This window comes from Promicromonospora sp. NPDC019610, assembly GCF_044389365.1.
In the GTDB taxonomy this organism is placed as follows: domain Bacteria; phylum Actinomycetota; class Actinomycetes; order Actinomycetales; family Cellulomonadaceae; genus Promicromonospora.
This window is the reverse complement of the sequence record NZ_JBIRXX010000002.1, coordinates 1,055,541-1,067,609: the sequence shown is the minus strand read 5'-3', so window position 1 is coordinate 1,067,609 and position 12,069 is coordinate 1,055,541. Positions and strand designations below refer to the sequence as shown.

Sequence of the window (12,069 nt, the reverse complement as noted above, 5' to 3'; positions counted from 1 at the left end):
GACAGCACTGGTGTGTCGAGAGGCGGGGTGGTGGCGAGGCGCAGCGATGTGCCGGCTCGTCGGGCTGCGCCCGCGAGCAGTGTCCCGCTGAGCCGAAGACCCGAGCGCGGGGACGACGTGCGGCGGCACGACGGCGCCGCCGTCCGGCGTCAGGTGCTGGGCGACACGCACGTGGACGGCGCGATCGTGGGCACGACGGCGTTCACCGCCGACTTCCAGGACCTCATCACGCGGTACGCGTGGGGCGAGATCTGGAATCGTCCAGGGCTGGACCGGCGCAGCCGCTCGATGATCACGCTGACCGCGCTCGTCGCCGGCGGGCACTGGGACGAGCTGGCGATGCACGTGCGGGCCGCCGTCCGCAACGGGCTGAGCGTCGACGAGATCAAGGAGGTGCTGCTGCAGACGGCGATCTACTGCTCGGTACCGAGCGCGAACCACGCCTTCAAGATTGCCCAGGAGGCGCTGGCCGACGAGGGTCTCGTCTGAGTCTGAGTCTGAGTCTGAGTCTGAGTCTGAGTCTGGGGCTGGGGCTGGGGCTGGGGCTGAGGTGTCGGGGGAGCAGGACCTCAACTTGAACCTAGGCCTGCGCAGGTCCAGAGCTTCAACTACTGCTTGAACCCTGATCGGAGCCCGCAACTCCCGCGACAGAGTCAACAACGGGTCCGCTACGGCGTCCGCATCAGAGACTGCAACGGTGTCGGAGCGGGGCCCGCGCCGAGATCCGCGCGGTTCGCCCGTCTGACGGGTGACTATGCATTCGCGGCCGCATTATCTTGAGGCATGACCAGCGCGCCTCCGCCTCTGCCTGCACCTGGCGGTCCCGATTCCGCGGACACCGACCGCATCAGCTCCGACCGCACCAGCACCGATCCCACCAGCACTGACGTCACCAGCACTGACGTCACCAGCACTGACGTCACCAGCACTGACGTCACCAGCACTGACGTCACCAGCACTGACGTCACCAGCACTGACGTCACCGGCGCTCTCGCCGGATCCGGCGCCGGCGCGGGTGCCACGCTCACCCCGGGCTTTCGCGGGCGGCCGCGACCCGCGGGCGTGACCCTCCCGCCCGGGCAGTACAAGGAGGAGGGTTTCCCGGTGCTCTCCGCCGGTCCGACGCCCAACGTTGACAGCCGGACCTGGAACTTCACCGTCACCGACGAGTCAGGTGCCGCGAAGACCTGGACGTGGGCGCAACTGATGGCGCTGCCCCAGGACACGCCGACGGTCGACATCCACTGCGTGACCCGCTGGTCCAAGTTCGGCACCCGCTGGCGAGGTGTGTCCCTGGACGTCCTGCTCGCGGACGTCGAGTCCACCGCCGACTTCGCGATGGTCGGCTCCTACGGGGGCTACACGACCAACCTTCCCGTCGCCGACCTGCTGGGCGGCAAGGCCTGGATCGCGCACACCTTCGACGGTGCGCCCCTGCACCCCGAGCACGGCGGCCCTGCGCGGCTGCTCGTGCCGCACCTGTACTTCTGGAAGTCGGCCAAGTGGGTGCGCTCGCTCACGCTCATGCCGACGGACCGGCCCGGCTTCTGGGAGAAGCTCGGCTACCACGACCTCGGTGACCCGTGGCGTGAGCAGAGGTACCAGGGTGACTGAGGCGGCGGGCGCCCGGCTCGGCCAGCGTTACGCGGTCCCGTCGGGCTGGCAGGTCGCCACCCTGTTGGAACGGCGCGCCGAGAGCGCCTCCGCGGAGACCCTCGTGCTCGACATCCCGCGCTGGCCCGGTCACCAGGCAGGCCAGCACCTCGACCTGCGCCTCACCGCACCCGACGGCTACACCGCCGAGCGGTCCTACTCGCTGGCGAGCGGCCCCTCGCCGTCTGGCAGCGGGGGCGTGGAGGTCACCGTCCAGCGCGTGCGGGACGGCGAGGTGTCGCCCTACCTGGTCGACGACTTCCCGCCCGGGGCGGCCATCGAGGTGCGCGGGCCCATCGGCGGATGGTTCGTCTGGGATCCGGAGCGGGACGCGGGCACGCCCGTGCTGCTCCTGGCCGGCGGCTCCGGGCTCGTCCCCGTGATGTCGATGGCCCGTGCCCGCCGGCAGTCCGGCGACCGGACGCCGTTTCGTCTGATCTACTCGGTGCGCACGCCGGAGGACCGGCTGTACACCGACGAGCTCGACGCCCTCGTCGCTCGCGGCGACGGGTTCGAGGCGAGCACGATCTACACCCGGGCGGTCTCGCTGACGGCGCTGCGCGGTCCGCGCCGGCTCACCTCCTCCGAGCTGGCCTCGTGGGGCTGGCCGCCCGAGCTGGAGCCGCGGGTGTACGTGTGCGGCCCGACAGGTTTCGTCGAGGGGGTGGCCCGCATGCTCGTGGCGCAGGGGCATGATCCCGCCCGGATCCGGACCGAACGGTTCGGGCCTGCGGGGAGCTGACCGGTCCCGGCGCGGGAGGTTGACTGGTCCCGGTGCGCGGAAGCTGACCGGTCCCGTTGCAGGGAAGCTGACCGGTCCTGGTGCGGGGAAGCTGACCGGTCCCGGTCCCGGTCCCGTCCCTGGTTCTGGTTCTGGTTCTGGTTCCGATCTCGGTCCTGGTCCTGGTCCTGGTCCTGGTCCTGGTCCTGGTCTCGGTGGCGGTGGCGGTGGCGGTGCCCGGATGGCGCGGCGCTGCCCCGCACCGCCCCGGTGCTCGGGACCAGGTGCTCGCGAGTGCTCGGGGCCGGGTGCTCGCGAGTGCTCGGGGCCGGGTGGTGGGGGATCCGCCGGGCTGCGATGACGATGGCCGGGAGGGGTCCCGCCAAGCACAAGGCGCTGTGACCGGAGGGTGAATCCCCGCCCGGCGCGGCCCGGCCGGCCCGGCGACCGCGGCCCGGCGACGGCGGCCCGGCCGGCGCGGCGCGGCGCCGGCGGCCCGGAGGGACTCCCTGGCCGGGCGGGACTGCTTCGGTGGCGGTGTGCCGCGGTGCTGCGCGGTGATCGGCGACTTCCTGGTCATGTGGTGCTCGTGCCGGCGGGGTGTGTGACGTGGCCGTTCGGGTGCGTGAAGTGCCAGCCGTTGTCGTAGTGCATGGCGATGTTCTGCGTGTCGACGAGGTCGTGGTGGTGGTAGCAGAGCAGGGCGGCGTTGGTGGTGGAGGTCTCGCCGCCGTGCGCCCAGTGGCGGAGGGCGTGGTGGACCTCGCAGCGCGTGGGCGGTTGGTCGCACTGACCGTAGACGCAGTGCTGGTCGCGGGCGATGACCGCCCGGCGGAGTTGCCCCGTGATCGTCCGTTTGCTCCGGCCGACGTCCAGGATCTGCGAGTCGGCCCCGAACACGATGCGCGTGACCTCGCTGTCGCAGGCGATGCGGCGCAGGAGCGAGGCCGGCACCGGGGTGCTCGTCTCGGTGAAGACGGCGGGACGCTTGATGTGAGGAACACCGTCCGGGCCGATCGGTCCAGTCCGTCCAGTCGCTCCAGCCGATCCAGTCGGTCCGGTCGGGCCGGTTGGCCCGGTTGGGCCGGATGGGACGCCTGTGCCCGGGCGCTCGCCGTCGACTCGAGCCGCGCTCCTGGCGGCGAGCGCCTGGAGCTCGGTCCACGACACGGTGACGCTCAGGTGCGGGCGGACGGAAGCGCCGCTGCCGGTGCGGCCGGTATCGAGAATGATGCGGCTCAGGTCGGCGAGGGCCTGGGCGCGGCGCTGACCCGGCGTGCGGTCGTCGTCCCCGGCCGGCGCGCCCATGATTGAGCCGATCGCCGTGGTCAGCGTCTGGCCGTGCTCCTCGGTGAGGAACCCGCTCAGGTGGTAGCCGCCGAGCGTCGGGGCGACGTCCAGGTACTCGCGCAGGCGGGCCTTCGTGTAGCCGCGCTCGTCGGCGTCGGGGTCCGCGTGGCGGGCGAAGTAGCGCACGAGGCCGCGGAAGCGGTCGGGCCCGTTCTGGGTCGACCAGTCGAGCAGCTGCTCCTCCCACGTGGGCGCTGCTGAAGTCGTCGGCGTTCCCGCCGTCGGCCCGTCCGTCAGGCCGTCCGTCGGTCCGTCACGTACGGGCTCAGGTCCAGCAGGTGCGTCGCCAGCGGGACCCGGGTCAGGGGCGGAGCCGGCCTGATCGAGGGTGGGCACGTCGACCGCTGGGGCGGCCAGGGCTTCGGTCCGGGTGTCGCTGGTGGTGGCGACGTCGACCAAGACCCGGATCTTGTCGACACCCACCTGGCCCGCCAGGCCTGCCGACAAGGTGGCGGGCAGGTGGTCGCGCAGGGCCCTGGCCGTGCGGACGTCGCGTCGGGCGGTCGCCGTCTGGACGTCCTCTGCGCGGGCCAGCCAGACGGCGAAGGTGCGTGCGCCGGTCTGGGCCCAGAGCCCGGCGGCCTCGATCCGGGGCAGGATCGACCAGCGCACGGCATCCATGCGCGCGCCGGCCACCCGGAGACGGGCGGACGCCGACACCAGATCCGAGGTCGTCACGGGCTCGTGCGGTGTTGTGGTGAGCTCGTCCAGCAGCGCGTCGAGGTCGGTCAGGACGTCCTCCAGGGCGCGCGGGGCGCCCCCACGCTCTTCTCCTGCCATGGTGCCCACCACCTCTCGTGCGCGATCCGAACGCCAGGACCGGGTCGGCCCCGCGGCGTCGTACCGAGCCTATCGAACGAATGTGCTGAGTGTTGGCCAGTCAGAAGATCTGTGGATAACTCTTTGGGCCTGGCGGCCTGGCGGCCTGGCGGCCTGGCGGCCTGGCGGCCTGGCGGCCTGGCGGGCGGGGGCCCGGCGCCCCGACCGCACCGGGTCCCGCGCCACCATCCGTGGCTCGACGTCGTAAGAGCCGGCAGACTGCCCGACTCGTTCGACGACGACGACGCCGCCGACACGAGGTTCCGCGACGACCTGGCGTGGGTCCCCGTCGGCCTGACCGCGAGCTGACCGGCACCCGTCAGGACAGCGGAAGGGGCGGCCGGCCCCTCAGGACCGGCCGCCCCTCACCACTTACGGGATCCGCCATGGACGACCGCGACCTGCCGTCTCCTGTTTCCCGGCGCCTACTTCCCGGCGCCTACTTCCCGGCGCCTGCTTCCCGCCGCCTACTTCCCAGCACGCCCCAGCTTCGACGGCCACCAGACCTTCCGGCCGATGTCGTACGTGAGCGCAGGGACCAGCAGCGAGCGCACGGCGAACGTGTCGAGCAGCACGCCGAACGCCACGATGAACGCGAGCTGCGCGAGGAACAGCACCGGGATCACCGCCAGTGCCGTGAAGGTCGCCGCGAGCACCAGGCCTGCCGACGTGATGATGCCGCCCGTCAGCCGCAGCCCGCGCAGCACGCCCTCGCGGGTGCCGTGCACCAGCGACTCCTCCCGGACCCGGGTCATCAGGAAGATGTTGTAGTCGATCCCGAGCGCCACCAGGAACACGAACCCGAACAGCGGGACCGCCGGGTCGGCGCCCGGGAAGCCCAGCACGTCGTTGAAGACCAGCGCGGAGACGCCCATCGCGGTCCCGAACGACAGCACGGTGGTCAGGATGAGCAGCACGGGGGCGAGCACCGCGCGCAGCAGCAGCATGAGGATGACCAGGATCACCACGAGCACGATCGGCACGATGACCGTGCGGTCGCGGATGGACGCCTCGTTCGTGTCCAGGTCGGTCGCGGACTCGCCGCCGACCAGGGCTGCGGGCAGCTCGTCGGCGTAGGCGGTGCGCAGGTCGCGCACGGTCTGCTCCGCGGCCAGCGAGTCCGCGGCGTCGCCGAGCGTGCCCTGGAGCAGCACCGTGCCGTCGGACACCACGGGTTCCGGGGCCGGCGAACCGGGCGGACCGAACGGCTGGACGCCGTCCTCGGTCACCGGCGCGGTCGAGCTCGCGGTGTCGGCGGTGATCGCGACGTCCTCGATGCCGTCGTCCGCCAGCAGGACGTCGGCCGCACGCCGCAGGTCCTCCTGCGGCGCGATCACGTAGACCGGGCTGCCCGAGCCGGCCGGGAAGTGCTCGGCGAGCACCTCCTGTCCGTCGCGGGCCTCGGAGGAGCCCAGGACGAGCTCCGACTGCGGCACGCCCGAGGCCTGGAGCTGGGTGATCCCCACGCAGCCGAGGGCGAGCACGGCCGCCGTCGTGATCCAGATCGTGCGCGGCCTGGCGCGGATCGCGCGGGAGACCCGTCCCCACAGCCCGACCTCCTCGGCGCCGGACTCCGCCGCGGCGGGGTCGTAGACGGGGCGCCGCGGCCAGAACGCCGCCCGGCCGAACGCCAGCAGCAGGGCCGGCAGCAGCGTGAGCGCGGCGAGCATCGAGAAGGCGATGCCGACGGCAGCGACCGGCCCCAGCGTGCTGTTGGACCGCAGCTCGCTGAACAGCAGGCAGAGCAGCCCGGCGATGACGGTGCCGCCCGAGGCCAGGATCGGTTCGAACGAGCCGCGCAGCGCGCGCAGCGTCGCGGTCCACCTGTCCGGCGTGTGCAGCAGCTCCTCGCGGAACCGCGCCACGTACAGCAGCGCGTAGTCCGTCGCGGCCCCGATCACGAGGATGAACAGGATGCCCTGGGTCTGGCCGCTGAGCAGCAGCACCCCGGAGTTCGCGAGGTGCCACACCGTGAGCAGCGCGATGCACAGCGCGAACATGCTGGTGGCGAGCACCGCCAGGGGCAGCAGCAGCGACCGGTAGACGATGATCAGGATGACGAGCACGGCGGCCAGCGCCACGCCCAGCAGGATGCCGTCGATACCCGCGAACGCCGAGACCAGGTCGCTGGAGAAGCCGGCCGGCCCCGTGATGTACAGGTCGACGCCGGCGGGCAGGTCCTCGCCCAGCGTCTCCCTCAGCTCGGCGGTCGCCTCGCCCACGTCGGCGTCGCCGGACAGCGGCACGAAGGCCTGGGCGGCGACGCCGTCGTCGGACGGGATGGCGGGGGAGACGTCGCCGTCCACCACCTCCAGGTCGGCGACGGCGGTCAGCCGGTCGCCGATGGCGGTGAGGTCGTCGTCGGACAGCTCGTCCGGCGCGACGAAGACGACCAGCGCCGGGATCGCGTCGCCCTCGGTGAAGCCCGAGAGCCGCTCCTGCACCTCGGTCGCCTCCGCGGTCTCGGGCAGGTAGGCGGTGCGATCGTTGGAGGAGACCTCGTCGATCCGGCCGAAGTACGGGCCGCCCACGGAGGCGCCCACGAGCCAGACGAGGATGAGGACGGCGGGCAGGGTCACCCGCAGCCAGCGCGGTACGCGGGACGTCACGGTGCGCGGGGCGCGGGAGCCGGAGCCGGTGCTGCTGTGCTCGGCGCTCATGCGACGACCCGCTCCCAGCTCGCGACGTCGCCGGGCACGGTGACGAAGAGCGGGTGGGCGGCGGGCGTGCCCGTGGAGGCGAGTCGCGGCCGGAGCTCGGGCGAGCGGACGGCGAGCTTGCGCAGCAGGTGCTGCCGCTCGAGGTCGAGCTGCCCCGTGGTCACGGCGATCCGGCGGACGTCGCGCGTTCCCGGGTCCAGCGGCCGGGAGATCCGTTCGGCGTCGAACTGGTAGCCGCGTCGCGTCGCCTCGTCCCGCACCCCGTGGAGGTAGCTGGAGATGGCGGCTGCCGGGTCCGGGTGCGCGGTGAAACGCTCGAGCTGGGGGTGTGTGGTGTATCCCGCGGTCCGGCCGAGGAGTACGGCCTGTGCCAGGAGCGCCTCGCGCCAGCAGGCGACGAGCCCCTGGCGGTCGAGCAGTGCGGGATCGAGCGACCAGAGCCTCATGGGCGTCGTCGGCTCCTTCTGTGAGTGGGGTGCCCGCTCCCCGCACCAGGCGCGCGAGGGGGGTCGCGAGCGGGGGTCCGGGGCACAGGCATGCCAGGGATGCCCGGAAATTTAGCTAGCCAGGCTATATTCAAGTGTATGACGCAGTATGTTCAGGGGTAAAATCCGAGCGTGGAGCCTGAACCCGTGCCGGACGCCGACACCCAGCCGTCGATGCTGGACCCTCGCGTCATGGACCCCGACGAGGAGATCGTGCACCGCGCGGGCATGGACGAGCGGGACGTCGACCAGGTCGTGCGGGTCCTGGAGGCCCTGCGGGGCTGGCACGAGACCGAGCGCCGCATGAGCGAGGCGTCGCGCCGGTACATGAAGCTCGGCGAGACCGACATGCGGGCCCTGCGCTACATCATCGCCATGCAGAACCACGGGCGCATCGTGACGCCGGGCGCGATCGCCGAGCACCTGGGCATCACCACGGCCTCGACGACCAAACTGATCGACCGGCTCGCCGCGGGCGGCCACGTGCACCGGTTCCCCCACCCGTCCGACCGGCGCAGCCTCGCGATCGAGGTGTCCGTCGAGACGCGGCGCGCTGCACGGGAGACCGTGGGGCGCAGCCACGCCCGGCGGTTCGACGCCGCGGCGCGGCTGACGCCCAAGGAGCGGGAGATCGTCGCGCGGTTCCTCGACGACCTGGCGAGCACGGAGCACGAGCCGGACTAGCGCCCGGCCCGGCCCCGCGGTCCCGTCCTCACACCTCCGGCCGCTCAGACCTCCGGCCGCCCAGATCTCCAGCCGCTCAGATCTCCAGCCGCTCAGACCTCCGGCCGCTCAGACCTCCAGCAGCACCCGGACGTCCCACGGGCCGAGCTCGAGCCGCGCGCCCGCGGCCAGCTCCTCGCCGCCGAGCAGGTCGCGGACCGCGCCCGGCAGCACGAAGACGCTTCCGTCCCAGGACCACGAGTGCACGAACCGCACCCGCTGACCGGCCGGGTTCCGCGCGCCGGTCACCGTCTGCGACGGCGCCTGGGGGCGCCACCGCGGCGCTTCCGCCGCAGTCTCCTCCGCCGCAGTCCCCGCCGGCCCCGCCGACCCCGCCGGCCCCGCCGGCCCCGCCCGCCCCGCCGACCCCGGCCCCGCCAGGACCGCCGCACCGCTGTGCCGCGCCACCCAGTCCAGCACCGCCGTGGCCAGCGCCGGGTCGGGCACGGTGCCCACCGTCGTGATCCGGCCGGCGCCGTGCGCGCGGGTGGTGACGGCGGGCCAGCGGCCGAAGTGCGGGTGGTCGTAGCCGACCAGCACGTCGGCGTCCACGACCTGCAGCCCGTCGACCCAGCTCGTCGCGTGCGCGCCGGCGAGGACGTTCCCGGGAGCGCCGGCGGAGGCTCCGTCGGCCCTGTCGAAGCCCTCCGTGGCGTGCACGGGAAGCGGCGCGTCGATCGTGGCGAACTCGTCGTAGAAGACGCCGGCCGCCGCGCTGAGGTGCGCGGGCTTGCGCTCCGGCCGGGCGCGGGCCTCCTCGTCCTCGTAGCCGGTCCGGATGCCCAGCACGAGGTGGCCGCCGGCCGCCGCGTAGCGCTCCAGCCACCGCAGCCAGGCGTCGTCGGCGATCGTGACGCCCGCCGCTACCAGCACGGGATGCTCGCGTGCGGCGTCCTCGGGGGTGGCGTCGGTGAGCTGGGCGTCGTGCACGAGCCGGGCCTGCAGCCCGGCGTCGAACGCCCCGCGGTAGAAGGCGTCGAAGATCCGGTGCCAGCCGCGCGGGTCCGGGCCGGCGCCACCGCCGAGCTGCGGGAACTCGGCCAGCGACCACTTGCTCGGGTTGGACCAGACCAGGGCGACGTCGGCGTCCGGCGTCAGGTTCGCCACGGCGGAACCGGCCGCGCGGAGCTCGGCGCCGAGCTCCGCGACCTGCCGGTAGACCCGGCCCGGTTCCAGGGAGTGTGGCAGCACGCCGCCCCAGTACGTCTCGGTGCCGTAGGGGAGCGTGTGCCAGTGCCAGTACTCGATCATGGTGGCGCCGCGCGAGACCAGCGCCCAGGCCGCCTGCCGCCACTGGCCGTCGTAGGCGGGCTCGTTCTGCCAGGGCCCGCCGATCGCCTGCGCGTTGGTCTCCGTGACGAGGAACGGCGCCTGCTTCGAGGCGTACATGCGGTCGGCGGTGGCGTACAGCGACCACGTCCCCGTGGTCATCCAGGCCTGGTCGTCGTCCACGGTCGGGGGCAGGGCCAGGTGGTCGCGCATCCGGTAGTACGGGTTGCCGGCGGTCACGTCCAGCTCGCGCGTCAGCGCGTCGTCCTGCACACCCGGGCGCTCGTACGAGATGCAGGTGGTGACGAACTGGTCCTCGCGCGCGTACTCGCGCACGACGTCGGCCTGCCAGCCGATGAAGTCCGTGGTGAGCTGCGCCTGGAACCGACGCCAGGCGAGCGCGTACTGCGGCTGCGCGTTGCCCGACGGCGTCCACAGGTCCGCCCACGACGACAGCCGGTGCGACCAGTACGTCAGCCCCCACTCGTCGTTCAGCCGCTCGACCGTGCGGTACCTGGCGCGCAGGTGGTCGACGAACCGCTCGAAGACCTGCCGGTTGTGGAAGATCTCGTTCCCGGGTTCGTTGTCCACCTGGAAGCCGACGACGGCGGGGTGCGTGGCGTACCGCGCGACGACGGCGCGGATGACCCGCTCGGCGTGGAACAGGAACGCCGGGTGCGTGTAGTCGATCTCCTGCCGCGCGCCCCAGCCCATCGCCCGGCCGTCCGCCCGCACGACGTTGATCTCCGGGTAGAGCCGCGCCAGCCACATCGGCACCGCGTACGTGGGGGTGCCGAGCACCACCCTGATGCCGCGCTCGTGCGCGCCGTCGAGCACGGGCTGGAGCCAGTCGAGGTCGAAGCGGCCGTTCTCGGGCTCCCACGTGGACCAGACCGACTCGCCGACCCGGATCACGGAGAACCCGGCCTCGACCATGAGGTCCAGGTCCTTCTCCAGGCGGTTCGAGAGCCGGTCCTCGGGCCGGTGGTACTCGGGGTAGTACGCGGCGCCGAACAGGACGCCGTCGGACAGGTGGTGCAGGGGGCTCATGACGGCCTCTCGGATGTGTCGTCGGGTGCGTTGCCGGGTGCGTCGTCGGGTGCGCGGGCGGGTGTGCTGCCGGGCGGCGGCGCCGTGCTCTCCCGGACGACGAGCCGGGTGGGGACCAGCCGGTTGCGCTCCGCGGCCGGCCGGCCCTCGACGGCGCGCAGCAGGCGGTGCACGGCCAGGCGGGTGACCTCGGCGAAGTCCTGGCGCACGGTCGTCAGGGATGTGGACAGGTACTCGGCCTCCGGTGCGTCGTCGAAGCCCACGATGCTGACGTCGTGCGGCACCCGCAGCCCGGCCCGCTCGACGGCGCGGATCGCGCCGATCGCCATGTGGTCGTTGGCGGCGAAGACCGCGGTGACGGGGGTGCCGGTGACAGGCGTGCCGGCCCGGCGCAGCAGCTCGGTGGTCGCCTCGTACCCGGAGCGCGGGCTCCAATCGCCGTGCAGCACCGGCGGTGCGCCGATCCCGGCGTCGGCCAGGGCACGGCGCCAGCCGGCGATCCGGCGGGCGGTGGCCGACCAGCCCGCGGTGCCGGCGACGTGGTGCACGGTGCGGTGCCCGAGCGCCAGCAGGTGCTCGGTGGCGGCTCGGGCCCCGGCCAGCTCGTCGGCGCCCAGGACCAGCTCGTCGGGGCGGGCGGGATCTGTGGTGCCGGAACCGGTGGCCCCGGCAGGGTCGTCCGCCGTCGTCGGCGAGTCGAACGTGAGGACCGGCAGCCCGCCCGGTAGGCGCAGCTCCGGGTGCCCCAGGTCGATCGGCTCGGAGAGCACGAGGCCCGCGACGTCCTGGGCGACGAGCTCGTCGATCGCGGCCTGCAGGTCGGCGACCCCGTCACCCTGCGTGCGCGCGACGCTCAGGTGGTAGCCGGTACCCCGCAGAGCGGCGTCGACGCCCTGGAGGATCGACGTGGGACCGTACAGCGCGGTGCCCATCGTGACCACGCCGATGCGCTGGTTCCGGCGGGTGACCAGGGCGCGGGCGGCGGCGTTCGGGCGGAAGCCCAGCTCGTCGATCACGGCCTGGACCCGAGCGCGGACGCCGTCCGCGACGTGCGGCTCGTGATTGACCACGCGCGAGACGGTCTTCTGCGAGACGCCGGCGCGACGGGCGACGTCCGTCATCGACACGCGCTGTGTCGCACGCTGCGCGGCATCCATGGACCAGCTCCCTCGCTGTGCTCGGACCGGGTGTGTACCGGGCCTTGGTGTCGTCGGATCGCGCCCTGCCCCGCGCACCGGCTGGTGGCGGGACGCCGGGCCGACTCCGGGCCTGCTCCGGGCCGACCGCCGGCTGACTACGTAGTCAACCGGGGCGAGCGAACCACGTCGTGACCGCGTGG

10 protein-coding genes are annotated in these 12,069 nt (G+C 73.2%); 5 read left to right on the top strand and 5 right to left on the bottom strand.

Translation table 11 applies throughout. From position 1 onward, the window contains the following. Positions 1-87: 87 nt before the first annotated feature. From pcaC to ACH45N_RS16415, 3 genes are all read left to right on the top strand, one after another. Positions 88-489: a 4-carboxymuconolactone decarboxylase gene (gene pcaC / locus ACH45N_RS16425; RefSeq protein WP_397397487.1), complete on the top strand. Its 402-nt coding sequence runs from the start codon at positions 88-90 to the stop codon at positions 487-489. A 573-nt stretch (positions 490-1,062) separates the two neighbouring features. Further along, positions 1,063-1,614, top strand: a complete 552-nt coding sequence (locus ACH45N_RS16420) for a sulfite oxidase-like oxidoreductase (protein ID WP_397397485.1) — start codon at positions 1,063-1,065, stop codon at positions 1,612-1,614. Next, positions 1,607-2,395 (top strand): ferredoxin reductase, encoded by a 789-nt coding sequence (locus tag ACH45N_RS16415; protein ID WP_397395695.1) that lies wholly within the window; start codon positions 1,607-1,609, stop codon positions 2,393-2,395. Before ACH45N_RS16420 ends, ACH45N_RS16415 begins: the two co-directional genes overlap by 8 nt. A gap of 555 nt (positions 2,396-2,950) precedes the next feature. Here the strand turns inward: ACH45N_RS16415 and ACH45N_RS16410 are convergent. Next, the gene (locus ACH45N_RS16410) at positions 2,951-4,504 is read right to left on the bottom strand and encodes a DUF222 domain-containing protein (RefSeq protein ID WP_397395693.1); all 1,554 of its coding nucleotides are present in this window, start codon (positions 4,502-4,504) and stop codon (positions 2,951-2,953) included. 111 nt (positions 4,505-4,615) lie between these two features. On the opposite strand from ACH45N_RS16410, the gene ACH45N_RS16405 reads away from it, so the two are divergent. Beyond that, positions 4,616-4,852 (top strand): hypothetical protein, encoded by a 237-nt coding sequence (locus ACH45N_RS16405; protein ID WP_397395691.1) that lies wholly within the window; start codon positions 4,616-4,618, stop codon positions 4,850-4,852. A 158-nt stretch (positions 4,853-5,010) separates the two neighbouring features. Here the strand turns inward: ACH45N_RS16405 and ACH45N_RS16400 are convergent, their stop codons facing one another. Then, complete coding sequence (locus ACH45N_RS16400; protein WP_397395689.1) at positions 5,011-7,203, bottom strand: MMPL family transporter; 2,193 nt, start codon at positions 7,201-7,203, stop codon at positions 5,011-5,013. Beyond that, positions 7,200-7,649, bottom strand: coding sequence for a pyrimidine dimer DNA glycosylase/endonuclease V (locus ACH45N_RS16395; protein ID WP_397395687.1), 450 nt, complete (start codon positions 7,647-7,649; stop codon positions 7,200-7,202). Before ACH45N_RS16395 ends, ACH45N_RS16400 begins: the two co-directional genes overlap by 4 nt. A gap of 171 nt (positions 7,650-7,820) precedes the next feature. Between ACH45N_RS16395 and ACH45N_RS16390 the strand changes: the two genes are divergently transcribed. Further along, a complete protein-coding gene (locus ACH45N_RS16390; RefSeq protein ID WP_397395685.1) occupies positions 7,821-8,372 on the top strand; it encodes a MarR family winged helix-turn-helix transcriptional regulator in 552 nt (183 codons plus the stop codon). A gap of 108 nt (positions 8,373-8,480) precedes the next feature. Here the strand turns inward: ACH45N_RS16390 and ACH45N_RS16385 are convergent, their stop codons facing one another. Both ACH45N_RS16385 and ACH45N_RS16380 read right to left on the bottom strand, forming a co-directional pair. After that, the gene (locus ACH45N_RS16385; protein WP_397395683.1) at positions 8,481-10,730 is read right to left on the bottom strand and encodes a beta-galactosidase; all 2,250 of its coding nucleotides are present in this window, start codon (positions 10,728-10,730) and stop codon (positions 8,481-8,483) included. Continuing rightward, positions 10,727-11,887 (bottom strand): LacI family DNA-binding transcriptional regulator, encoded by a 1,161-nt coding sequence (locus ACH45N_RS16380; RefSeq protein WP_397395681.1) that lies wholly within the window; start codon positions 11,885-11,887, stop codon positions 10,727-10,729. Before ACH45N_RS16380 ends, ACH45N_RS16385 begins: the two co-directional genes overlap by 4 nt. Positions 11,888-12,069: the final 182 nt, after the last annotated feature.